At 65.6% G+C, this 23028-nt stretch carries 15 protein-coding genes; 3 read left to right on the top strand and 12 right to left on the bottom strand.

All coding sequences use genetic code 11. The features are described 5' to 3' along the window. Positions 1 to 46: 46 nt before the first annotated feature. The 8 genes from EJV47_RS07375 to EJV47_RS07340 all read right to left on the bottom strand — a co-directional run bounded on the left by EJV47_RS07375 (position 47) and on the right by EJV47_RS07340 (position 14983). Positions 47 to 2863 carry a family 78 glycoside hydrolase catalytic domain gene (locus EJV47_RS07375; RefSeq protein ID WP_126692504.1) on the bottom strand — a complete coding sequence of 939 codons (2817 nt, stop codon included), beginning with the start codon at positions 2861 to 2863 and terminating at the stop codon, positions 47 to 49. A gap of 358 nt (positions 2864 to 3221) precedes the next feature. After that, positions 3222 to 4238 carry a zinc-binding alcohol dehydrogenase family protein gene (locus EJV47_RS07370; RefSeq protein WP_126692503.1) on the bottom strand — a complete coding sequence of 339 codons (1017 nt, stop codon included), beginning with the start codon at positions 4236 to 4238 and terminating at the stop codon, positions 3222 to 3224. A 162-nt stretch (positions 4239 to 4400) separates the two neighbouring features. Continuing rightward, positions 4401 to 6203, bottom strand: coding sequence for a RagB/SusD family nutrient uptake outer membrane protein (locus EJV47_RS07365; protein WP_126692502.1), 1803 nt, complete (start codon positions 6201 to 6203; stop codon positions 4401 to 4403). A 15-nt stretch (positions 6204 to 6218) separates the two neighbouring features. Next, on the bottom strand, positions 6219 to 9464 hold the full coding sequence (locus EJV47_RS07360; protein WP_126692501.1) for a SusC/RagA family TonB-linked outer membrane protein: 3246 nt from the start codon (positions 9462 to 9464) through the stop codon (positions 6219 to 6221). A gap of 37 nt (positions 9465 to 9501) precedes the next feature. Beyond that, entirely contained in the window at positions 9502 to 10188 is a 687-nt protein-coding gene (locus EJV47_RS07355) for a DUF3826 domain-containing protein (protein WP_126692500.1), read from the bottom strand. Positions 10189 to 10603: 415 nt separating this feature from the next. Then, on the bottom strand, positions 10604 to 11497 hold the full coding sequence (locus EJV47_RS07350) for a sugar phosphate isomerase/epimerase family protein (RefSeq protein WP_126692499.1): 894 nt from the start codon (positions 11495 to 11497) through the stop codon (positions 10604 to 10606). Positions 11498 to 11698: 201 nt separating this feature from the next. Continuing rightward, complete coding sequence (locus EJV47_RS07345) at positions 11699 to 13150, bottom strand: sialate O-acetylesterase (protein WP_126692498.1); 1452 nt, start codon at positions 13148 to 13150, stop codon at positions 11699 to 11701. Between the two features lie 195 nt (positions 13151 to 13345). Beyond that, complete coding sequence (locus tag EJV47_RS07340; RefSeq protein ID WP_207895848.1) at positions 13346 to 14983, bottom strand: pectate lyase family protein; 1638 nt, start codon at positions 14981 to 14983, stop codon at positions 13346 to 13348. Positions 14984 to 15230: 247 nt separating this feature from the next. Between EJV47_RS07340 and EJV47_RS07335 the strand changes: the two genes are divergently transcribed. Next, complete coding sequence (locus EJV47_RS07335) at positions 15231 to 15878, top strand: hypothetical protein (RefSeq protein WP_126692497.1); 648 nt, start codon at positions 15231 to 15233, stop codon at positions 15876 to 15878. Positions 15879 to 15987: 109 nt separating this feature from the next. Here EJV47_RS07335 and msrB read toward each other — a convergent pair whose 3' ends face one another. Next, positions 15988 to 16551: a peptide-methionine (R)-S-oxide reductase MsrB gene (gene msrB, locus EJV47_RS07330; protein WP_126692496.1), complete on the bottom strand. Its 564-nt coding sequence runs from the start codon at positions 16549 to 16551 to the stop codon at positions 15988 to 15990. Between the two features lie 333 nt (positions 16552 to 16884). Between msrB and EJV47_RS07325 the strand changes: the two genes are divergently transcribed. Continuing rightward, the gene (locus EJV47_RS07325; RefSeq protein WP_126692495.1) at positions 16885 to 18297 is read left to right on the top strand and encodes a chloride channel protein; all 1413 of its coding nucleotides are present in this window, start codon (positions 16885 to 16887) and stop codon (positions 18295 to 18297) included. A gap of 196 nt (positions 18298 to 18493) precedes the next feature. Here EJV47_RS07325 and EJV47_RS07320 read toward each other — a convergent pair whose 3' ends face one another. Both EJV47_RS07320 and EJV47_RS07315 read right to left on the bottom strand, forming a co-directional pair. After that, complete coding sequence (locus EJV47_RS07320) at positions 18494 to 19006, bottom strand: DUF4112 domain-containing protein (protein ID WP_126692494.1); 513 nt, start codon at positions 19004 to 19006, stop codon at positions 18494 to 18496. 67 nt (positions 19007 to 19073) lie between these two features. Next, on the bottom strand, positions 19074 to 20081 hold the full coding sequence (locus tag EJV47_RS07315; RefSeq protein ID WP_126692493.1) for a bestrophin family protein: 1008 nt from the start codon (positions 20079 to 20081) through the stop codon (positions 19074 to 19076). A gap of 207 nt (positions 20082 to 20288) precedes the next feature. Here EJV47_RS07315 and EJV47_RS07310 point away from each other — a divergent pair, with 207 nt between their 5' ends. Then, positions 20289 to 21278, top strand: coding sequence for an aldo/keto reductase (locus EJV47_RS07310; RefSeq protein WP_207895847.1), 990 nt, complete (start codon positions 20289 to 20291; stop codon positions 21276 to 21278). Positions 21279 to 21531: 253 nt separating this feature from the next. Here the strand turns inward: EJV47_RS07310 and EJV47_RS07305 are convergent, their stop codons facing one another. Further along, positions 21532 to 22986 carry a diadenylate cyclase gene (locus EJV47_RS07305; RefSeq protein ID WP_126692491.1) on the bottom strand — a complete coding sequence of 485 codons (1455 nt, stop codon included), beginning with the start codon at positions 22984 to 22986 and terminating at the stop codon, positions 21532 to 21534. Between the last annotated feature and the right edge of the window lie 42 nt (positions 22987 to 23028).

Raw genomic sequence — 23028 nt, 5'->3', positions numbered from 1 at the left:
ACTCAACGAAGCGGTAGAGATGCTTCGACAAGCTCAGCATGACGTTCTATTCCAGAGGTTGGGCCGCGAAGCGGTAAGTGCCCGAGCCCACCGCAATGCGCGCCCGGCCACCCTCCACGCCCAGCAGCCGTAGCTCCGGGTGCTGGCTTAGCGGCTGGCCCGATTCGGTGATGGTGGCGGCTGAGGAAGCCGGCAGGTACACCGTGGCCGTGGTGCCTACCGGGATGGTAGCCGTCAGCTCAAAGCCGGCGGCCGTCTTCTGCCACTCGCTGCCAATTGGGCCGTAGGGCGACAGGTGCGTGGCCCGGGCCGAGGTCACGTCGCCCACCGGCTCGGGCCGGATGTCAATCTGGTTGAAAGCCACCGAGCCGGCGGCGGGGCGGATGCCGGCCAGGCCGCCGTACAGCCATTCCTGCAGGTGGCCCAGCATCAGGTGGTTGTTCGATACCGTGGGCAGGGCGGCCCAGCTTTCGGTGAGGGCGGTGGCCCCCTGGGCCAGCTGGTAGCCGTAGCCGGGCACGTCGGCGCGGCTGTTCATGGCGTAGATGACGTCGGAGCGGCCCGCGTCTTCGAGCACCCGCAGCACGTAGCGGTAGCCGATGTCACCGGCCGTCAGCGCGTTGTTGCGCTGGCGGATGTCCTGCACCAGGTTGTCGATGACGGCTGCCTTATGCTGCGGTTCCACCAGGCCCATGTACACGGCCACGGCGTTGGCGGCCTGGCTGCCGCTGGCGTACTGCTTGGTGGTGGGGTTGAAGAACTTCGCGTTGAAAGCGGTGCGCACCTCGGCGGCCAACTGGGCGTATTTCGCGGCGTCGTCGGCCTTGCCGAGCAGGCGGGCAATGTCGCTGAGCGTAACCAGGTCGTAGTAGTAGATGGCGGTGCCCGTCACGCCCATGGGCGTGAGCTGGGAGACGCCGGGTGGCTTGGGGCCGAGGTCGTACCAGTCGCCGAGGCCTTGGGTGAGGATGTGGCCGTTGGCTTTGGTGGCGAGGTAGGCCGCGTAGCGCTGCATCATGGGGTAGCTTTCCACCAGCGCCTGCCGGTCGCCGTACCACTGGTAGGCGTACCAGGGCAGCAGGATGGCGCTGCTGCCCCACTCGGGCGAGTCGCGGAACATGTCGCCGCCCCACTCGAACTTCACGAACTCGGGCGCAATTTCCGGGATGAGCCCATTCTCCAGCTGCGACACCTGCAAATCCCGAATAACCTTGCGGCAGAGGGCGGCAATGTCGTAGCCGTAGCGGATGGAGGCCCCCATCAGGTGATTCTGCTCCTGCCAGCCCAGCTTTTCGCGGTGGGGGCAGTCGGTAAATACGCTGGCCATGTTGCTCTTCACGGCCCAGTCGATAAGCGTGTTGGTCTGGTTCAGCAGCGGGCTCGACGAGCTGAACGTGCCCACCGGCGGCGCCGCGTTGCGGGTGTGCAGCATGGTGAGGCCCAGCACCGTCGGGCGGCTTTTTGCATTGGCTTCCCCCGCGGGCACGCCGCCGTCGAGCTGCACGTAGCGGAAGCCGTAGTAGCTGAAGCGCGGGCGCCAGGTTTCCACGCCCGCGCCGCGCAGCACGTAGGTGAAGTAGTAGGGCCGGCCGCTGTTTTTCTGGCTCACCAGCTTATCCGGGCCCAGCAGCTCGGCCGGCGCCAGGCGCACGGTGTCGCCCGCGCGGCCCTGCACCCGCAGCTCCACGATGCCGGAGGCGTTCTGCCCGAAGTCGTACACGAACCGGCCCGGCTGGGGCTGGCTGATTTGCTTGGGCTGAAACGTCTCGTGCACCTTCAGTGGCTCGGCCTGCTCGGCGTCGAGCCGGGCGGGGCCGTCCACCAGCAGCACGGGTTTCCACGGTTGCGCGGGGCGGAAGCGCGGGGCGTCCCAGCCGGGCTGTTCCTTACGCGCGTCGTAGTCCTCGCCGCCGTAGATGCTGCTGAACGTTACCGGGCCGGCCGTGGTCTGCCACGAGGCGTCGCTAACCACGTTTTCCTGCGTGCCGTCGGTGTAGTCGAGCACGAAGCGGCACAGCAGCTTGGGGTAGCCGAAGGCGGTTTTGAGCTTGCGGTAGCGGCCCTTCACCGGCGGCACGTAGTAAAAGCCGTTGCCGAGCATGACGCCCACCGCGTTGTCGCCCTTGCGCAGCTGCTCGGTCACGTCGAAGCTCACGTACTGGGCGTGCCGGTCGTACTTGGTCCAGGCCGGGTCGAGGAAATGGTCCCCGACTTTCTGCCCGTTCAGGCGCAGCTCAAACTGCCCCAGCCCGCACACGTAGGCCGTGGCCCGGCGCAGCTTCTTGGCTACCCGGAAATCCTTGCGCAGCAGCGGCAGCACGTTGCTGCCCTGGTACATGTCCTTTTTGCCGTCGACGGGCAGCACCGTGACGTGCTCGGCGGGCAGCTGGTCGTAGGCAATCCACTGGGCGCCGCGCCAGTCGGCGGCCGTGAGCAGACCCATCTGCCAGCGGGCAGCCGGGCTCCAGGCCGAGGCTTGCTGCCGCTCGTCCCACACCATCACCTTCCAGTAGTAGGTCTTGGTGGCCTGCAAAGCCGGGCCGGCGTAGGGCACTTGGATGGAAGCGGCCGAAGCCTGTTTCTGCGAGTCCCACACGTTGCCCACGTTGCGGCGCAGCAACTGCTCGTCGTCGGCCACCAGCACGCGGTAGGCGCTCTGGCGGGCGTTGCGGTGGTCGGCCGTCAGCTCCCAGCTCAGGTTCGGGGCGGCTTGCTGCACGCCCAGCGGGCTGAGCCGGTAGCCGCAGCGCAGGTTGCCGGCTGTGGGGGCGCCGGCCCAGGCCGTTGTCGGCCCGCCCAGCAGGGCCCCGGCTAGCAAAGGCAGCGGGCGCAAAGCGGCAACAAGCGGGCGAAAACGGGGCATGAGCAGGCGGGTGGGAGGGGCGTTGGGGGCGAAGCGCCGGCGCCGGGCCGCGTTTGCCGCGTCGGCGGAGTTGGAGCCTTTACAAAAGTAACCGCCCCGATTCCCACCCGTTGGCGCCGTTTGGCAAGTTGTTGTAGGATGTTAGCACGGTCCTGCGGCCCCGGCCAGCGGGCGTTCTACCAGGGCTGATTCCGTCCAATCCGATGAAAAAGCTTTAATCAGCCCGAGCCGCCGCGTGGTGGCCGGGACCGGGCCCGTGGCCGCACTGCCGGCCACATGCAAGCTTCCTACAACCAGCCGCCTCTGCGCACCTCCGCGGAACCTCAGCGAACCTCTGCGGGAAATGGCCCCTGCACCGTCAGCTCAGCTCCACCATGGCCTTGATAACGCCCGTAGCCGGGTCGAGCCAGCCGGCAAACTGCTGCTGCACGTCGCCAAAGGCCACGCGGTGCGTAATGTAGGTGGTCGGCTGCACCAGCCCGGCTTTCATCGAGCGGATGACGTGCTCGAAGTCCTCGCGGGTGGCGTTGCGGCTGCTCATCAGCGTGGCCTCGCGCTTGTGGAACTCCGGGTGCGCGAAGCTGATGTCGCCCTTCTGCAGGCCCACCAGCACGAACCGCCCGCCGTGGGCCAGGTACGGAAAAGCCCCGTTGATGGCCCGCAGGCTGCCCGTCGCGTCGATGACCACCGTGGGCATGTCGCCGCCGGTTATCTGCCGTAGCTGCTCGGCCACGTCGGCCGAAGCGGCGTTGATGACGTGCTCCACGCCCAGCCGCTCCCGGCAGAAATCAAGGCGCTGCTGGTTCAGGTCGAGGGCAATAACGCGGCCGCCGGCAATGCGGGCAAACTCCATCACGCCCAGCCCGATGGGCCCGGCGCCCACCACCAGCACAAACTCGCCCGGCCGCACCGCCGCGCGCCGCACCCCGTGGGCCCCGATGGCCAGCGGCTCCACCAGGGCCAGCTCGTCGTAGCTCAGGCCCTGCCCGTGCACCAGCGTACTGGCGGGCACGGCCATCAGCTCGGTCATGCCCCCGTCCACGTGCACGCCGCACACGTTGATCTGGGTGCAGCAGTTGGGCAGGCCGTTGCGGCAGGCCACGCAGTGGCCGCAGCTGAAGTAGGGGATAAACGTGACGGCCTCGCCGGGCCGGAAGCCCTCGGCCCCGCCGGCGTCGACCAGCTCGCCGGCCAGCTCGTGGCCCAGTACCCGAGGGTAATTGAAGAAGGGCTGCGTGCCCTCGTAGGCGTGCAGATCGGTGCCGCAGATGCCGATGCGGCGGATGCGCAGCAGGGCGTGGCCGGGCGCGGCAGTGGGGGCGGGGCGGTGCTCGTAGGCCAGCTGGCCCGGCTCGCGGCAAACCAGAGTGTTCATGGGTAGTCGGTCGTTAGTGGGAGCGGCCGGGCGCTGGGCTCCGGCTACCCCACAAAGCTGCGGCTCCGGCCTCGGGCAGCTCTCCTGAGCCCACCCGGCCGGAGCCGCGTTTTGTTGGAAGAAGTAAGCGGGCGGTTGGCAACGGGCCAGCCGGCTACCCGCTTACTGCAGCGGGTTGAACGTGCCGCCCCACACCCCGTTGTTCTGCTGGAGCTGCGGGTTGTTGTCGATGGCCGACTGCGGGATGGGGAAGAAGTAGTACTCCGGCTTCCAGTTGATGCCGTTGGTGTAGCGCGAGGGCTCCAGGTCTTTTTCCTGGAAGGTGAAGTAGGTGTTGTAAGCCAGGTCCAGATCTACCCCGTCGCGGGTGGTGGCAAAGTTGCTGGGTGCGGCGGCGGTCAGCTTGATGATCAGGCCCTTGCGGCGCTTGCCATTAAGCGTGCTTTCGATTTTGCGCCAGCGGCGCAGGTCCCAGAAACGCTTACCCTCGAAGGCAAACTCAATCTGCCGCTCGTAGAGGATGGCGTCGAACATCTGCTGGCGGTTCATGCCCACCTGCAGGCCGTAGTTGCCGTCGGCCCCGGGCTCGATGCCGGCGCGCTGGCGGATGGCCTTCAGCTGGGTGTAGGCCTCGGTGAGGTTGTTCACGCCGGCGGCGGCTTCGGCCAGGTTCAGCAGCACCTCGGCGTAGCGGATTTCAATCCAGTCGGTGCCCGAGAACTGCGCGTCGCCGGCCGCTACGGTGGGATTGATGGCCTTGCGGGTGTAGAAGCCGGTGTTGCTGGCCGTTTGCTCGGTGCTGGTGGTACCGTTGGTCTGGAAGTACGTCCAGATTTTGTACGAGGTGTTGCCGTTCAGCGGCCAGGTAGCCCCGTTGTAGGCAATGGTCTTGGCGAAGCGCGGGTCGCGGTTCTTGTAGAACAGCTGGGTGTTAAACGTGTAGCGGCCGGCTTCGGTGGGCTTCTTGCCGTCCAGCATGGGGTAGGCTTTCACCAAATCCCAGGTGGGCTGGTTCGAGCCGCCGCCGGTGCCGGTGTAGCGGGGGCGGGTGGAGTTGTCGTAGCTGTTGTTGCGCTTGCTCTGGTCGCCGGTAGCGGTGTTGAAGCCGGTGAGGAACACGGCCTCCGGGTTGTTTACTTCCTGAAACCACAGCTGGTCGTAGGAAGCGTGCAGGGCGAAGCCGGCGGCCGAGAGCTTGTTCTTGGCATCTACGCTGGCCGCGTAGGCCGCCTGCCACCGGCTGGCGTCGTCGCTGAGGTTAAACTGCGGGCTGGCCTGGTAGAGCAGCACGCGGGCCTTCATGGCCGCGGCGGCCCCGCGGGTGATGCGGCCCCAGTCGTTGGTGGAGGCCCACTTGCCGGGTAGGAACATGGCGGCCGAGTCCAGGTCGCTCACAATCTGGGCAAACGTCTCGGTGGTGGTGTTGCGCGGCAGGTAAGCCTTTTCGCGGGCCTCCACGCCCACGGCCTCCAGCGGCGTCAGCACCAGCGGTACCCCGCCGTAGATGCGCACTAGGTCGAAGTAGCGGAAGGCCCGGAAGAAGTAAGCCTGCGCCATCAGGCGGTTCTTGGAGCGCTGCGCCACGCTGCCCTTGCGCATGCCGGCCAGGAACATGTTGATGTTCCGGATCTTGCCGTAGTTGTTGCTGGCGTTCAGCGCCGTGCCGAAGTCCTGCACGTCGTTGGTGGTCAGCGTGCCCTCGAAGTACTTGGTGTCGCCGCTGGTTTCCTCCGACAGGGTGCTGGGGTTCACGTTGCCCAGGCCAATGGTCGTTTGCCCGCCCCAGTTCGGCAGGTTCTGGTCGTAGATGAAGTCGACGTTGAGCTGAGCCAGGGTCGAGTCGTTGAAAACCAGGTCCTCGCTCATCGAGCCCAGGTTGGTTTTATCCAGCGCGTCTTCGCAGCCGGTCAGCGTGGTGAACAGGGCCGCCCCGAGGGCCAGCGCGGTGAAATAGGTACGTTTCATGGGTGGGACGGGGAATTACAGGCCAATGTTCAAGCCCAGCGACATGGAGCGCAGCGTGGGGTAGGCGTCGTAAGCGCCCGAGTAGACTTTGAAGTCGTAGGGGTTGTAGAAGTTCACCGGGTTCAGGGCCACGAAGTACACCCGCAGGCTGCCGATGCCGGCCTTGCTGGTCAGCGTGGTCGGGAAGGTGTACGACACGTTGGCGTTGCGCATGCCGGCCGTAAACGAGCTGCGGAACCAGAAGTCCGAGGTCACGTTGTAGTTGTCCTTGTAGAAGGGGCTCGGGTACTTCGCGTCCGGGTTTTCGCGCGTCCAGTGGTCGGCCCAGAAGGCCGGGCGGTTGGCCGTAGCCGTGGCCTGCGAGCGGGCCGTCGACTCAATCACGTCCTGCCCGCCGAAGGAGGCGCCCATGGTTACCGACACGTTCAGGCCCTTCCACGAAATCGAGGGGTTCAGGCCCACGGAGTAGTGGTTGCTGGCCTTCTTGGTGAGGTACTGCAGGTCTTCCTCGGTGATTTTGCCGTCCGGACCGGCGTACTCGTTCGTGAGCGGGTTCTTGGGGCCGCGCACGTCCTCGTAGGTCAGCATCCCCAGCTTCGGCTGCGCCCCGAAGATGGTGCCGCGCCCGTTCGTGGGGGTGTAGCCGGTAGCCGCTATCCAGGCATCCAGATCAGCCTGCGTACGGATCATCCCCAGGTACTTGTAGCCCAGCACGCCCATGTCGCTGGAGCGGCCGGTGGGGTCCTGGTAGGTGCCAATCTTGCCCTTCTCCACGTCCACCTTGATGTTCTTGTTGTCGTACCAGGTGAAGAAGGAGTTGATTTTGTAGCTCAGGTCGTTGCCGACGCGGCCGTTGTAGCCCACCGAGAGTTCGTAGCCGAAGGCGTTGACGGTGGAGAAGTTTTCCGACGGCACCGTGGCCCCAATCAGCAGCGGCACCCCGCTGGTCAGATTGGTGAGCATGTTGTAGTGGTGGTTGTAGTAGGCGTCGGCCGTAAACGAGAGACGGTTTTCCAGGAAAGCCATGTCCAGGCCCCCGTTGAACTTGTTCACGTCGTCCCACTGCACCAGGGGGTTGGCCATGGCGGTGGCCGGGTTGATGACCAGGCCGCGGTCGGTGTTGCCGCCGAACACGGGCGCCTTGCCCGTCTGGATGTTGTAGCTGGTCAGCCACTGGTAGGCCTTGGTGGCGTCGTTGCCCATGCGGGCCCCCGAAGCGCGGATTTTCAGCAGGTTGACGAAGTGGACGTTGTCGCGGAAGAAGCCTTCCTCCGACATCACCCAGCCCACCGACAGCGAGGGGAAGGTGCCCCAGCGCAGGCCCGGCGCGAAGTTGGTCGACCCGTCGCGGCGGATGGCAAACTCCAGCAGGTACTTGTTGTCGTAGGCGTAGTTCAGGCGGCCGGCCATGGACACCAGCCCGTTTTCCGACTCCGTTTCGTTGGCCGTCTGCGCGCCCGTGGCGTAGCGCATGTTGTCCAGGCCCCCGATGATGACGCCTTCGGCCATGGCCGCTACTTCGTCGCGGTGCACTTCCGACTGCTCGTAGAAGGCAATGGCCGAAACGTGGTGCTTGCCGAAGTCCCGGTCGAAGGTCAGGTAGCCGTTCAGCTGGTAGCTGTCGTAGAAGCCGGGGTTGATGCGCACCCGGTCCCCGTTGTTCAGCGTCACGATTTTCTGCACGTCGCCGCCGTAGATGTGCTTGTTCTGGCCCAGCATCGAGAACTGGTACACGTTGTACTTGGTCCCGTACTGCTTGCCGAAGGTGTTATCCATCGTCTTGCCGAACAGGCCGCGCAGCTTCAGGCCCTTCAGGAAAGGCACCTCGTAGTCCACGTTGGCCGTCAGGTTCAGGCCCGTGCCGCGGGTGGCGGTGTAGTTGTTGGAGCGCTGCACCTCGAAGAAGTGGAAGGCGCCGAAGTCGTTGCTGGGGTTGCTGACGGGGTTCAGCAGCACCGGCAGCCCGTTCACGTAGGGCTGGCTGAACTGCGGCGAGTATAGCAGCGACTTCATGTCGTTTTCGGGGTTTTCACCCCCCTGCTTGAGGTAGTACATCCGCTTCTGCGACAGGTCACCGCTGAGCGAGAGGCCGGCTTTCAGGCCCCGGGCCACCGTCACGTCGGCGCTGGCGCGGAAGGTCCACTTGTTCGACTTGATGTTCTCGAAGTTCGCGTCCTGGCCGGTGTAGCTGATGCCGGCGAAGTAGGTGGCCTTGTCGGTGCCGCCGCTCACGTTCAGGGCGTGGCGCATCAGCAGCGAGGGTTTCCAGGCCTCCTTCAGCCAGTTGTAGTTGTTGTTGGCGAAGTGCTCCAGCTCGTCGGGCGTGTACATCACCGGGTCGGTGGGCAGTTTACCGCCCTCCTGGTTCATGTCGTTCAGGTACGTGGCGTGCTGCAGGCCCGTCATCATGTCGGGCAGGCGCACGGCGTCGGTGTAGCCCAGCGAGGTGTTGTAGTTGAATTTCGGCGCGCCGGCCTTGCCGCGCTTGGTCGTCACCACCACCACGCCCTGGCTGGAGCGGGCCCCGTAGATGGCCGCGGCCGCGTCCTTCAGCACCGAAATGGCTTCTACTTCCGAGGCGTCGAGCAGGTTAAAGTCCTCCTCGGTGCGCACCACGTTGTCGATGACGAACAGGGGGCGCAGCGTGCCGCCGTCCTTGGAGAGCAGCTGGGGGTTGCGGATGGTAATCTGGCCCGGGTCGCCGGGGCGGCCGTTGCCGCCCGATACGCCCACGCCGGGCAGCTGGCCCTGAATGGCCGTCGAGAGCGAGCCGACGGGCAGATCCTGCACCTTCTGCATGTCCACCGGGGCCACCGAGCCGGTCAGGCTGATTTTCGTCTGCGTGCCGTAGCCCACCACCACTACCTCATCCAGCGCCGACATCTCATCCTGCAGCGTCACGTCCACGGTGGTACGCCCGCCGACCACTACTTCCTGCTTCTTGAAGCCGACGGAGCTGATGACCAGCGTCTCGTTGCCGGTGGGCAGGTTGATGCGGAAGACGCCCTCCGCGTCGGTGGAGGTGCCGGTGGTCGTGCCTTTCAGCACCACGCTGGCGCCGGGAATCACGCCGCCCTTGGCGTCGCGCACCGTGCCGGTCACGTTCACGTTAATCTGCGCGTCGGCCGACGCGGGCGGGGGGGTGGGCGTGCCGGGCGTGGCCGCCGTGGCCGCGCCGGCGCTTACCAACAAGCCGCTGAGCAGGGCCCCGGCCAGGCGCGGAGCGCCGGCAGCGGGAAGCGTGGGTAAAAGGTTTTTCATATGAGGTTGGTGTGTGGGAATGCTAGGAATCTGCTGCTTACTTGCCGCCCTGGGCCTCGGCCGCCGTGCGGCGGGCCTGCCAGTCTTTGCCGGCCTGCTTCATGTCGATGCCCGCGGCCGACAGATAATTGTTGATGCGTCCTTTGTACTTGCCAAACCAGGCGTGCTTCTGCTCGGAATTGCCCGCGTCCATGGCCTTTTCGCGGGCCTCGGTTAGCCAGGCCAGAATCTGGGCCTTCTGCTCGGCCGTCAGGTTGGGCAGCATGTCGTTGTAGGCGCGCACCGTGATGGGCAGCACGCCGTAGGTCAGCCCGTCCTTCACCTGGTCCACTTGCGGGGCCGAGAGGTGGCGGCCCAGCTGGGCCAGAAACTTCGGGTGCTGCTTGTCGAGGGCGGCCGTGGTTTCGGCTTCAATCTTCTCCGTTTCGGCTTTTTTGGTGGCCTCGTCGGGGTTTTGGGCTTTCAGGGCTGCCAAGCGGGTTTTGCGGGCCTCGTGGATGTCGTTCAGCGTGCGGTACTGGGCCACGATGATGTCGCGCACCTTGGTGGTTTTGCCCGGCTTCAGCCCCTCGATTTTGGCTACAATCTTGTCGGCGCGCTCGGTGATGGTGCGGGTGTAAGCCGCTTCTTTCGATTCGGCGGGGGCCGTTTGGGCCAGCACCAGCGGGGCCGGGGCGGCGGCCAGCAGGCCGGCGAACAACAAACGTTTGAGGAGCGTGGGCATGAACGACTTGTAACTTCTGTACAGGAAGCAAATTACAAGCAGTTAGAAAGGCCAGAATGCACCTTTTGACCAACTTATTGTACTAAATTATCATGCCCTGGGGCCACGGCCGGAATGCGGGATAATATCCGCCATAACTGCCCGCCGGCCGGCTCCTGTCGTGAGTGCGCACGAGTATAAACCGGGGCGGCTACCGCTCATGCGCCGAACGGGCCGGTGGTATAGTAGTACTGTTGATTGTCAGGGATTTTATAGCCGCTGCGGCCTGGGTAGACGCCCGCGGGAACGTGCTGAAAGCAACGCTTGGCATGGCAGGGGCGGGTTTTGCCGGTAAGTGCTTACTCACTGGCTGTGCAAAGGCACCGCGGCCGGCCGAAGGTTCCCCACCCGGCGAATAAGATCGTGCTCTTCTATATTATATAGGTTGGAAGATGGACTTCAGGTAAGCCGTGTTGGCCCCGAAGTTCTTCTTCACGTTGCGCGGGTCGGCCGCGTCGCGCGAGCGTTCAATCACCAGCCAGCCTTCCCAGCCCATGTCGGCCAGGGTCTGCTTCACGCGGTTCATGTCGAGGCGGGTGTTGTTCTGCAGCCACACCCCGTCGTCGTCGGTGCAGTGAATCTGGCAGATGCGCTTGCGGCCCAGGGTGCGCAGCTCCTGGTGCAGGTCGCGGCCGTTCTTGAGCGGGTTGCTGAAGTTGAAGTAGATCTGCACGTGCCTGGAGCCGATGTCCTTGAGCAGCTGCACCTCGCCGGCCGCGTCCAGGGCCGTTTCGATGCCGATGACCACGCCGGCTTTCTGGGCCATCTTGCCCACCACCTTCAGCCGCTCCACGATGGCCGGGCGCAGCTCGGGGTTTTTCACCAGGTCGCCCTGGTTGCCCAGGGGCAGAAAGCCCACTTTTACTCCCATCTGCACCATGGTATCGATGCAGTCCTGCACCATGCGCTCATAGGTGGGGCGGGTGGCAAACGACTGGGCGTAGAAGCCCGTCATGGCCAGGGAGCAGATTTCCAGGTTCAGCTCCTTGGCCTTGTCCAGAAACTGCTGGCGGATTTCGGGCTTGCTGAGCTGGCTGTCGAAGGTGTCGCGGTTGCCCAGGCCGCCCATGTCCACTTCCACGCCGTCGGCGCCGATGTCCTTGGTGAGCTGCAAGGCCCCCAGCTTCTGGCGCTTCAGAATCATCAAATCCACGACGGCAATCTTGTAGCGCAGCTTTTTGGGCTTGGCCAGGGCCGTGAGCGAGCCGGGCAGCAGCAGGCCACCGGCGGCCAGCAGGGAAGCGGAAAGAAAGTCGCGGCGGGAAAGCATGGCTATCGAATGGGCGGAATGTGAGAAATGAGCGGAAATGTGGGCTGCTGCGCCATCTGCGTCGTGCGCGTCGTAGCGCGAGCTTTCAGTTCGCGTATCGTTGCTGATGTCTGGACGATGAAAGGCCGCACGATTATCGTTCCACGATGACGTTCAACGACGCGCGCACTGAAAGTTAGCTCCGCTGACCTGCGGTTCGCGCTACCGCGCCGCGTGGCTTAGCGCCTCGGCGGGCTTGTCGGTGCGGAAGGGGCGGGCGGGCAGGCCGCGGTCGGAAAACAGGTTGGGCTGGGCGGCCTCGTGCCAGGCGAAGCGCACGGCCGTCGGGTGCGGTACGCCCGGCGCCGATACCACCACTTTCCGACCCTTGATGCGCGCCTCGGCGGGCACGAAGCGGCCGTCGGCGCCGGCCACGGTGAAGCCGGTCAGGGCTTGGCCGTCCTGGCTGATGAGGCGGCCCTGCAGGGGCTCAAAGCTGATTTCGGCCCGGTGGCCTTTGAGTTTCAGGCGCTGGAACACCGGCCCGCGGGCGGCCACCTCGCGGCGGCCGTAGGTATCGGCCAGGGCCAGGTAGGCCAGGCGGCGGCCAATCTGCCACTTGTAGGGCGGGTGAATGTCATCGAGCTTGGTGACCAAATCGGTGGTCACGATGAGGCCCGTGCGCGGCACCCGGGCCAGCACCGCCTCCTGGGCTTCGCGGAACAGCGGCAGCGTCTCGGGCGTCAGCGGCTGTTTGGGCTCTTTCGACTCGGAGTACTTAAACGGCGCCAGCTGCACGTAGTAGAAGGGCAGCTGCGCATCCTGCCAGGCCCCGCGCCAGCTGCCGATGAGCGTCTGCATCTTGCGCGAGTAGCTGCTCGTTTCGGCCAGAAAGCAGTTCGACTCGCCCTGGTACCAGCAGAAGCCGCGCAGCGCAAAGGGGGCCAGCGGCCGGATCATCGACTCGTAGAACTTGCCCGGGTCGCCGCCGACGGGCGGCTGGTAGTAGCTGTCGGCCCCGAAGGCGGCTTCCGGAATCCAGGGCTCGATGCGGCTGCCCGGCACGGCCGAGCTGATGACGCCTACCGGCACGCCGAGCCGTTCGTGCAGCTCTTTGGCGAAGAAGTAGGCCGGCGCGGAGAAGGAACGCAAGGCCGAATCCTGGGCCACGCTCCAGCCGCGGTGCAGGGAGTCGGGCTTTACCAGCTCCTTGCGGTTCACCAGAAAAATGCGGATCTGCGGGTTGTGGGCGCGCTCCAGCTCGGTTAGGGGGCTCGGCTCGGGCTGGGGCGGCACCGTGGCCTTGCTGTTCTTGCGCATGGTGTACTCCATGTTCGACTGCCCCGAGCACAGCCAGACCTCGCCCACCAGCACGCCCTGCAGCCGGATAACATTCGTGCCCGTGATGGTCAGCTCGGCGCTGGCGGCGCTGGCCGGCATGGGCGTAAGCTGCACCTGCCAGCGCCCGTCGGGGCCGGCGGTGGTGCGCTGCTGCTGGCCCCGGAACTGCACCGTCACCGCCTCGCCGGGCGCGGCCGTACCCCACACGGGCACCGGCTTCTCGCGCTGCAGCACCATGCCGTGGCCCAGCACCCGCGGCAGCACCACCCGCGCCTCGGCGGCTACGGTGCTGAGGACGAGCAAGAGAAGGAGGGCGAGCGGGCGGCGGGGCATGGGGTAGGAGAGAAAGGCTAAGGCTAGCTCCCCTCCTCAGATGAGGAGGGGTTGGGGGTGGTTGATTTTGTTCTGGAACGTCAGCTAGTTTTTAGCTTTCTAGCTCTAGTTTTTCAACCACCCCCAACCCCTCCTCATCCGAGGAGGGGAGCTAGCCTTTTGTTAGTGTCAAGCTAGAGTTGAAATCGTGCAGCCTTACGAGGGCTTCACGTTTTTCACGGCCACCAGGCTGTTGAGGTACTCCTCGATGTTGGTGTAGCCGTCCTTGCCGCGCACCTGGGTGGCGTCCGAGGCGTCGTTGGGGTTGAGCTTGTTCTTTTTCTCGTACTGGTCGGGCATGCCGTCCTTGTCGGAGTCCTGGTAGGGCGTGCCGGCGTAGGTGGGGTAGCCGCCTACCTGGCTGATGTCGGTGATGATGCCCTGCTTGTAGGAGTCGATGGGCAGGCGGCGGTGCTTGAACTGCGTTTCGGGCAGCTTCACGTTGGGCAGCGCGTTGATTTTGCCGGTGCGCACCTGCTCAATCACCCGGCTGTCGACGGCGTCGCGCTTGGGCAGGGTGGCGCCGGCGTTTTCCAGCACGTAGTCGTAGGCTTTCTGGGCGGGCATGATGGTAATCTGCGGCATGGGCAGCGGGGCATTCACCTTCATGTCAGGCAGGTACTTGCCGGCGTTGGCCATTTCCTCCACCTGCACGCCGCCGTCCCAGTTGTCCTTGGTCACCTTGTCGTTGCCCTCCATGATGTTGCCGCTGACGTAGGCGCGGCCGTACACCTGGTACTTGAGCTTGCTGCGGCCCGATTCGGGCTTCAGAATGCGGTGGCCCACCGGCGAGTCTTTCGGGGTGAGGGGCCCCGGCTTGTAGTAATTGTTGATGATGTTGTACATGGCCCGGTAGTCGCCGCCGTCGGTGGAGCGGTGCACCCAGTTGAACATCACGTTGTTGGCGAAGTTGAACACCCCGTTCCAGCCAATCGAGGGGTTACGGCCCGCATTATCAGCCCAGAGGTTGCGCATGAAGGTGCAGTTCTCCCCGCCCAGGGTGCTGCCGAAGGCGTGGTTCCAGGTGTCGAGGGCCTCGGAGAAGATGCTGTTCTGGATGGTGATGTTGACCGTGCCCAGCTTCTGCTCGGCAATGCCGGTGCTGTCGTTGTACATGTGGCGGTACATCGACATGTTTTCGTCCAGCCCCCAGGAAGCCGAGACGTGGTCAATCATGATGTTGCCGATGGGGTTGCCGCCGATGGCGTCGTCGCGGCGGCCCACGTTCGTCTCGCCCCGGCGGAAGCGCATGTAGCGGATAATCACGTCGTGGGTGTTGATCCACACCGACTCGCCGGCCACGCACACCCCGTCGCCGGGGGCCGACTGGCCCGCAATGGTGATGTAGGGGGCGCGAATCATCAGCGGGGTTTTCAGCTTGATGATGCCGGCCACGTTGAAGACCACGGTGCGGGCGCCGCCCTGCTCACAGGCCTCGCGCAGGGTGCCGGGGCCGCTGTCGGCCAGGCTGGTCACCACGATGACGCGGCCGCCGCGTCCCCCGAAGGAGTAGGCGCCGCCGCCTTCGGCGCCGGGAAAGGCCGGGATGGGCGACTGCGGCAAATCGATGGGCCGGGCCGCCCACGGAATGTAGGGCTTGCCCTGCTGGGCTTCTTTCTGAATGATGGGCAGGGCCTTGGCCCAGGCAATATCCGACTGGCGGCGGGCTTCCTTCATGAGTTCGTCGCTGGCTTTCTGCACGTCCGGCGGAATCTGCGGGTACTGCGCCCGGGCGACGGGGGCGGCGGCCAGCATCAGGCCTAAACAGGAGAGGAAAGCAACGGGCGTTTTCATGGGCGGGGTAAGTGGTTTACTCAGTTGCAAGGTCGGGGCTGCAAGCGGGCCGGCCGTATACCATTTTTTCGAGCCTGTGTAGAATCTTAGCATGCGCGCCTGTAAGCCGGGGCGGAATTGCAGGGAAAGATTGTAGAATAGTGAGTACCCGCTCAGGCGCGTCTTCTTCCAGGCCCGGCTCCGCTACCAGGGCCGCCCGGCGCCCGAAAGTTCGTGGCCGAGTGGGCGCCGCCTAACTTGCCCGCTTATGGGACTCGATATCTACCACGAGAAAGCCACGCTGCTCAAGCCCGCCGGCCTGCTAACGCCCGACTGCGACGTACTGCTGCGCGCCAACTGGGCCGAGTACGGCTTCAACGTCGGCTACGAGCACTTTCACCGCTACGCCCAGCTGGTCGACGTGCCGGTGCCAGTGTGCACGCTCATCATGTTCGAAAGCCCGCTGGATCAGCTGCGGAGCTTCTTCGCCGTCGATTCCACCATCGACGGCTTTCGCGCCGACGGCTACCACATCATCGACCAGCTGACCGTGGCGGGCCGCGCCCGGGCTATTCAGCAGCTGGAGCAGCGCCAGAGCCTGGCGGGCCTGCCCCGGCACGAGTGGACGGCCCAGTGGTGGCGCGGCCGCACCTACTACCGGGAAGAGCCGCAGGAGGGCTTTTACGTGACGGAAGTCGGCTACCAGCGCAAGGGCGTCAACGGCCACTTCTACCAGTACTTCGGCTCGGACGAAAAGTACGCCCGGCGCGCCGACTTCGAGTACGCCTACCAGTGCGTCGACCGGTACTGGTCCTCCGATACGGCCGCGGACGTGGCCGAGCGGCGGGCCCGGTTCCAGGCCGATTTTCTGGACAGCTACGAGGAGGGCGCGAGCTTTCTGGTGCCTTCGTACTAATTGGTTGGCGAGTGGCCGGGCTGGCGGATGGGCCCGGGGTGCGTGCCTGCCCCGGGCGGCGCAAACGACCACGCCCAACCGGGTAAAGGTTGGGCGTGGCTGGGGAAACTTAGCGGACCCCGAGCGAGGCCGCGGTGCCGGGCACGAAGTCCAGCACGATGGAATTCATGCAGTAGCGCTTGTGGGTGGGCGGCGGGCCGTCGTTGAAGATGTGGCCGAGGTGGGCGTCGCAGCGGCCGCAGAGGACCTCCACGCGCTCCATGCCGTGGGTATGGTCGGCGAGGTAGCGCACGGCGCGGGGCCGCAGCGGCTCGAAGAAGCTAGGCCAGCCGCAGTTACTGGCGAATTTGGCGTCGGAGCGGAACAGGCCGTTGCCGCAGGCGGCGCAGTAGTAGGTGCCCCGGGCGGTAGCGTTCCAGTACTGCCCGGTGAAGGCGCGCTCGGTGGCCTTGCCGCGGGCCACGCGGTACACCTCCGGGGCCAGCACTTGCTGCCACTGGGCGTCGCTCAGCCGCAGGCGGGTGGTATCGGTGCGGGAGTAGTAGGGGTTGGAGGGCCGGGTGGTGGCCTGGGTGGGGCGGGCAGCGGTTTTGGGTGGCTGGCTTTGGGCCCGGGCCGTCGGAAGGCCGCCGAAAAGGAGCAGGGCCAGGGCGGCAATGCGGAGAGAAATCATAGAACAAGGGGCAGGAGGCCGGCTTACGTAGCCGGCCCGGCCGCTGGTTTAAACAGCCAACCCGGCGGAAAGTACTCCCGGCAGCCGTGGAAAGGCCGGAGGCCGCCGGGCAACGATGCTGCCGGAGCCGGGCCGCCGGAGCCGCGCCAGCCGGAGGCGCCAGGAATGGGCAGGAGCAGGGGGCCGGGGCGGCAGCGCGCCGCCGGCTTGGGGCTGATCGGGGAAAATCACGCGGGGCTCACCTGGTTTGCCCGACCTTTGCGGTACTCCGCCCGGAATCCGGAGAAGCGCCGGCCCGTTCGGGGCCCGGCCTGGTCCACCTAAATTCCTCCGATGAACATATTGCTGCTGCTGCGCCGCCAACTCCACACCGCCTATGACTCGCTAGACCACTTCCGCTTCAAGCGCGACCTGCTGAACGCCCTGCCGTTCTGGACGGGCGCCTTTATTACCGGCCTGGTGGCCGTGCTCTACGCCAAGATTTTTGCCTGGGCCGAGCAGGGCACCGCCTACATCTACCACCACGCCCGCTGGTCGTTTCTGCTCGTCACCCCGCTGTGCTTTCTGCTGGGCTGGTGGCTGGTGGTGCGCTTCGCCCCGTTTGCCCGGGGCAGCGGCATTCCGCAGGTCAGCGCGGCCATTGATTTGTCGAGCCCGCGCCACCACTACCGCGTCGACCAGCTGCTGAGCTTGCGCGTGCTGGTGGTCAAAGTGCTGTCGAGCACCCTGCTCATCTTCGGGGGCGGCGTGACGGGGCGCGAGGGGCCGACGATTCAGATTGCGGCGTCCGTCTTCCGCAAAATCAACTCCCTGCTGCCCGCCTGGTACCCCAAGGTGTCGAGGCGCAACATGGTGGTGACGGGCGCGGCGGCCGGGCTGGCGGCGGCCTTCAATACCCCGCTGGGCGGCATCGTCTTCGCCATCGAGGAGCTGACGCGCACCCACTTCACTTACTTCAAGTCGGCCCTGCTCACCGGCGTTATCATTGCCGGCCTCACGGCCCTGAACCTGCTCGGACCTTACCTCTATCTGGGCGCCCCGCTGCTCACCGGGCTGCCGGTCTGGATTGTGTTCGTGGTCTTGCTGGTGGCGTTGCTCACGGGCGTGGCCGGCAGCGGCATGGCCGAAATCATCCTCTGGGTGATGCGCCGCAAGGCCCGCATTCAGAGCCAGGTGGGCCGGCTGTTGGTGCCGGTGGCCTGCGGGCTGGCGGTGGCTTTGCTGAGCGTGCTCATCGACGAGCGGGCTTTCGGTTCGGGCAAGGAAATCATGGTCAGCACGCTGTTCGGGGCCGATAAGCACGTGAGCTGGTCTGTGCCGCTGCTGCGCTTTGTGGGGCCCATTCTGACTTTCTCGGCCGGAGCCGCCGGGGGTATTTTTGCGCCGTCCCTCACGGCCGGGGCCAGCATCGGCTCGGCGCTGTCGGGGCTGATGTATCTGTCGCCCACCGAGACGAACCTCATCGTGCTCTGTGGCATGACGGGCTTCCTCACCGCCGTCACGCGCAGCCCGTTTACCTCGTCCATCCTGGTCATCGAAATGACCAACACCCACAACGTCATCTTCTACCTGATGCTGGCCGCGCTGTTTGCCAACCTGGTGTCGAACCTGGTCAACCGCCACTCCTTCTACGACCAGCTCAAACACCAGTACATCCGCGAAATCCACCAGAGCGAAGCGCAGGAGGGGGCCGCGGCGGTGGAGAAGCAGCGGAAGGGGGAAGACGATACCAGAACGTCATCCTGAGCAGAGCGAAGGACCTTCCTCGAACCCCGCACCGCCGCCGGTGCCAACGTACTGACGCAGTTTCGATAGAACGACAAAAGCGCAGCCACTACCGATTCGGTTAGTGGCTGCGCTTTGGCGTTGGTGCAGGGTGTGAGGAAGGTCCTTGGCTGCGCCTTCCTTCGGTTCGCTCTGCTCAGGATGACAGTACCAGGCCTTACTGAATGTATTCCCAGGCCCAGCGCAGCAGCTCGTAGCTGGCCCAGCCGACCAGCGCGAAAATGCCCAGCAGCACCAGCACTACCACCGCAATGATGCCCTTGCCGGAGCCCTGGTAGCGGCCTTCGCCGTAGTGGCGGCGCAGCAGGCGCACGTTCCGCTCGTTGCTCTTGTAGGCGAAGTCGAAGAGGTTGCCGATGAGCGGGATGCTGCCGACGATGGTGTCGAGCAGCACGTTGAGCACCATCAGCACCACCACTTTGCGGGAGGCGCCGTGGCGCATCATCGTCACGATGAGGGCGGCCGAAATGGCGAAGGTGCCCAGCTCGCCCACCACCGGGATAAAGCCCAGGATGGGGTCGAGGCCGAAGCGGAAGTTGGTGCCGGGCAGCCGGAACTGGCTGTCCATGAGACGGGCCACCTGGTCGACCCAGCGCAGGCGGGCGTTGGTGTCGGCGGGGCTGAGGGTGGGGCGCAGGCGGCTGTATTTGTTGGGCAGGGCGGTTTCCATGGGGAGGAGTCACTTGGGGAGCTGGGCTTTCTACGGAAACGGCCGGGCCGGGGCTGCGCCGGGCGGCTCAGAGCAGAATGCCGTCGACGGCCTCCACCCGCGGGGGCAGGTCGGTTTCGCCCAGCATGGCCCGCAAGTCGATTTCGATGTTGCGGTTGATGGCCGTCATGGGCACGTCGTTGATGCCGTTTTCGAAGGGGTTTTCGCTCGTGTCGCCGATGGTTTCCATGGTCATAAACACCCAGCTGATGAGCAGGTGGAAAGGAATCATCAGCCAGGTGTACTGCGGCCCCACCTTGGCAAACTCCCCGAGCATACCGAAGGGCAGCAGCACGATGAACAGCCAGGTAAACACGGCGCTGAAGTAGGCGTACTGCCGCGGCAGCGGAAACGACTTGATCCGCTCACAGGCGCCCTGCTGGTTGTACATGTCGTTGAGCATGCGGGCCATTTCCAGGTGGCGGAAGTCGTTGAGCAGCCCGGCCTGCCGCAGCTCCAGCAGCCGCGCCGACTGCCGCCGGATCAGGTGGGTGGCCGTGTTGGGGTAGGTGAGGGCCGTGGCTACCTCGTCCTCGGGCAGAAACAGGCGCAGATCCTCCCCGCAGGCGTGCTCGTAGCGGGCGGCGGCCTCCAGCGCCACCGCCCTCGACACCGGGCTCTGCCAGTACTGCGGGCGGCGCAGCTGGTGGCGCAGGGCCGACACCAAGCCCAGCTGCCGGTACAGCAGCTCGCGGCGGATGCTTTGCAGGGCCGCGGGCGGCAGCGGGTCGGGGGCGAAGTCGTTGTTGACGAAGTCCAGGGCCATGACGCCCCAGGCGCGGCTGTTGTTGGTGATGCTGCCCCAGATGCGGCGCGCCTCCCACAGCCGCTCGTAGGAGGAGTTGTTTTTGAAGCCGATGTAAAACGCCACGGCCGTGCCGATAACGCCGATGGGCAAGAACGGAATGGCCAGGTAGCGGCAGCCCAGGTAGGAGTACAGCGCGAAGCTGCCCGCGCTGAGGACCAGGAAAAGGAGCAGGTTTTTCCAGGCGAAGCGCAGAATCAGCCCCGGCCGGATGTGGTGATTTACGTACATGGCGGCAATGAATGGGAGAAGCCGCGGCGCGGCCCGGGAAAATAATAGGCAAACGCAATATTTCCGCAGCCCCGGGCCGGCAAGCACCTTGCGGAGCGCCGCGCCGCAGCGGCTCCGGCGGCGGATTTGGCAGTCCGCCCAATCAATTTGCCCGCTGGCCGGTTATCGATGCCGACGCTGCTTATCACCCCCAAACACCACTTTCACATGAGCACCTTACCGACCCGCACGCTGGGCCAGGGCCTGCAGGTATCCGCCCTGGGCTGCATGGGCATGTCCGACTTCTACGCCGGCCGCGACGACCAGGAAAGCATCCGCACCATTCACCGCGCCCTGGGGCTGGGCGTCACCTTTTTCGACACGGCCGACATGTACGGCCCCTACAAAAACGAGGAGCTGGTGGGCCGGGCCCTGCAGGGCCGCCGCGACCAGGTCGTCATTGCCACCAAGTTCGGCATCGTGCGCGACCCGAACGACCCCTCGAAGCGCGGCATCAACGGCCGGCCGGAGTACGTGCGCCAGTCGGTGGAAGGCTCCCTCAAGCGCCTGGGCACCGACTACATCGACCTGTACTACCAGCACCGCGTCGACCCCAGCACGCCCATCGAGGAAACCGTGGGCGCCATGGCCGAGCTGGTGAAGGAGGGCAAAGTGCGCTTCCTGGGCCTCTCCGAAGCCGGCGCCGACACCATCCGCCGCGCCCACCAGGTGCACCCGATTACGGCCCTGCAGTCGGAGTACTCGCTCTGGAGCCGCGACCCGGAAGACGGCATTCTACAAACGGTGCGCGAGCTGGGCATCGGCTTCGTGCCCTACTCCCCGCTGGGCCGCGGCTTTCTCACCGGGCAGATCCAGAAGTTTGAGGATTTGGCCGAGGACGACTACCGCCGCTTCACCCCGCGCTTTCAGGGCGAGAATTTCCAGAAAAACCTCGACCTGGTAGCCCGCATAAACGAGCTGGCCCGGCAGAAAAACTGCACCCCCGGGCAGCTGGCCCTGGCCTGGGTGCTGGCCCAGGGCGAGGACATCGTGCCCATCCCCGGCACCAAGCGCGTGCCCTACCTGGAAGAAAACGTGGGCGCCCTGCAGGTGCAGCTCACCCCCGAGGATTTGCGCCACATCGACGAAATAGCTCCGAAAGGCGCCGCTGCCGGCCCGCGCTACCCCGCCGAGATGATGCAGGCCGTGAACCGGTAAACGGTAGCACCGGCCTTCATTGCGAGGACGAAGGACGAAGCAATCCTTCCTCTAATAGCGGCGCCGAGACAATACTTGCTGCCCGAAAACAGCCCCACCCGAAACTGCAGACGCAGGGTTTCGGGCGGGGCTGTTTTCTTTCGGTCGCCTTTTTTGGTTTCTGCCAACTGTGGCGTCGGTGCTATTGGAGGAAGGATTGGCTGCGCCTTCCTGCGGTTGCTTCGCGTTGCTCGCAATGACAGCGGGTGAACCGTTACTTCTTCGACGGCAGCAAATCAATCCAGCCGTCTTCGCTCACCACCACGGCCAGCGTGGCGTAGCGGGCCGACTCGACGTAGCGCACGGCGGAGTTGTAGCGGGAGCCGCGCGAGGAGTCGCCCTTTTCGGTGGCCAGCCCGTCGAGGATGGCACCGATGGCGAAGCAGGTGCCGCAGGGGTCGATGAGCACGGCCCCGTCGATGTTGGTGACCAGGCGCAGCACCGAGGGCGTCATGTAGCGCGGGGCTACCCGGAAGCACTGCCGCGTGAGCCGCTGCGACTCCAGCCCGGCGTTGTCGGACACGACCAGGATGGTGCCATTGGACTGGTGGGTGGCCTGCATGGTCAGCTCCCAGAGGTTGGTCACGTCCGCGTCGGCGAGGTCGGGCCAGAGGCGGCGCACGGTATCGGCGAAGGCCTGCTCGTTGATGCGCCCCTTCGGCAGCCGCGGCGTGCCCGATACCACGCGCATCATCACGTGGTTGGCAAAGCTCAGCTCCCAGTTGTGGTGGGTGGTAAAGCGCACCTGAAACAGCGGCTCGTAGAGCGGGTCGGTGGGCTCAGTGAGGTAGCCCAGCCCGAACACGTGGGCCGCATCGGAGACGAGCGAAGTGCGCCCTTCGCTCATTTCCAGAAGCTTGCGGATGGAGCGGTGGTCGCGCAGGGCCACGGGTGCTTCCAGCGTGAGCACCGGCACCACGGCCGGGTGGTTGCGCCGCGAGATGAGCATGGTGCCGTGCACCTCGGAGCCCTCGTGGCGCAGGCCGGCCACGCCGTTGCAGGCGTCGTAGAGGCCGTGGTTGCCGCCGGCCGGGCCGTGCATGAAGCGTCGGGCAGCCGAGCGCAGCAACTCGTTGTAGTCGCGGTCGAGAATGGGGCGGTCCTCCTCCTGGTCGAGGTCGGAGCCGCGCAGGGCCTTGCTGCACTCCAGCAGAAACTCGCGCACTACCGCGTGCAGCAGCGAGGCGGCCCGCTGCTCGTAGCCGGAGGCGTCGCCGGGCAGGCGGTAGTAACTGTCAAACGTGTCGGCCGAGAGTTGCAGCACGGCCATGATGAGGTAGCCGTTGATGAGCACGGGCAGGGCGCAGAAGGCCACTTTGCCGTCGGCGGCGGCCAGGGGAGCCAGCTCCAGCTCCACGGCCCGGCGCAGCATGCCGTACCAGCGCAGCTTCTCGAACCGGTCCTGGTCGTCGTGCTGCAGGTGGTATACTACTTCGCGGGCGCCGTCCAGCTCCAGGGCGTGGGCGCGGGCTTTTACCTGGGCGAAGATGTCGGGGGTGTAGCGGTGACGGGCAGGCTCCAGGCGCACGGCGCCGGGCTCATCGGCTTCGCGGGCGGCGGCCAGGCCCACCAGCAGCACTTCGGGGCGCAGGTTGCGGTCGAGCAGATTGAATACGCCTTCGGCAAAGAGTTGCGCCGAGACCCGGAACAGACTTTGGTAATCCCACATGCGGAGCAGAACAGGCCCGCCGGCCGTGGTCGGCCGCCGGTG

The organism is Hymenobacter gummosus (assembly GCF_003970915.1).
Classification (GTDB): Bacteria; Bacteroidota; Bacteroidia; order Cytophagales; family Hymenobacteraceae; genus Solirubrum; species Solirubrum gummosum.
Note: the sequence above shows the minus strand (reverse complement) of the source record. Positions and strands in the feature narration are given on the sequence as shown.

What these genes read in the sequence shown, in the direction of transcription:
- EJV47_RS07305 (WP_126692491.1), bottom strand. Translation starts at nt 22,986, where the DNA reads ATGTGGGATTACCAAAGTCTGTTCCGGGTCTCGGCGCAACTCTTTGCC.
- EJV47_RS07310 (WP_207895847.1), top strand. Translation starts at nt 20,289, where the DNA reads ATGAGCACCTTACCGACCCGCACGCTGGGCCAGGGCCTGCAGGTATCC.
- EJV47_RS07365 (WP_126692502.1), bottom strand. Translation starts at nt 6,203, where the DNA reads ATGAAACGTACCTATTTCACCGCGCTGGCCCTCGGGGCGGCCCTGTTC.
- EJV47_RS07340 (WP_207895848.1), bottom strand. Translation starts at nt 14,983, where the DNA reads ATGAAAACGCCCGTTGCTTTCCTCTCCTGTTTAGGCCTGATGCTGGCC.
- EJV47_RS07335 (WP_126692497.1), top strand. Translation starts at nt 15,231, where the DNA reads ATGGGACTCGATATCTACCACGAGAAAGCCACGCTGCTCAAGCCCGCC.
- EJV47_RS07345 (WP_126692498.1), bottom strand. Translation starts at nt 13,150, where the DNA reads ATGCCCCGCCGCCCGCTCGCCCTCCTTCTCTTGCTCGTCCTCAGCACC.
- EJV47_RS07325 (WP_126692495.1), top strand. Translation starts at nt 16,885, where the DNA reads ATGAACATATTGCTGCTGCTGCGCCGCCAACTCCACACCGCCTATGAC.
- EJV47_RS07360 (WP_126692501.1), bottom strand. Translation starts at nt 9,464, where the DNA reads ATGAAAAACCTTTTACCCACGCTTCCCGCTGCCGGCGCTCCGCGCCTG.
- EJV47_RS07315 (WP_126692493.1), bottom strand. Translation starts at nt 20,081, where the DNA reads ATGTACGTAAATCACCACATCCGGCCGGGGCTGATTCTGCGCTTCGCC.
- msrB (WP_126692496.1), bottom strand. Translation starts at nt 16,551, where the DNA reads ATGATTTCTCTCCGCATTGCCGCCCTGGCCCTGCTCCTTTTCGGCGGC.
- EJV47_RS07350 (WP_126692499.1), bottom strand. Translation starts at nt 11,497, where the DNA reads ATGCTTTCCCGCCGCGACTTTCTTTCCGCTTCCCTGCTGGCCGCCGGT.
- EJV47_RS07375 (WP_126692504.1), bottom strand. Translation starts at nt 2,863, where the DNA reads ATGCCCCGTTTTCGCCCGCTTGTTGCCGCTTTGCGCCCGCTGCCTTTG.
- EJV47_RS07370 (WP_126692503.1), bottom strand. Translation starts at nt 4,238, where the DNA reads ATGAACACTCTGGTTTGCCGCGAGCCGGGCCAGCTGGCCTACGAGCAC.
- EJV47_RS07320 (WP_126692494.1), bottom strand. Translation starts at nt 19,006, where the DNA reads ATGGAAACCGCCCTGCCCAACAAATACAGCCGCCTGCGCCCCACCCTC.
- EJV47_RS07355 (WP_126692500.1), bottom strand. Translation starts at nt 10,188, where the DNA reads ATGCCCACGCTCCTCAAACGTTTGTTGTTCGCCGGCCTGCTGGCCGCC.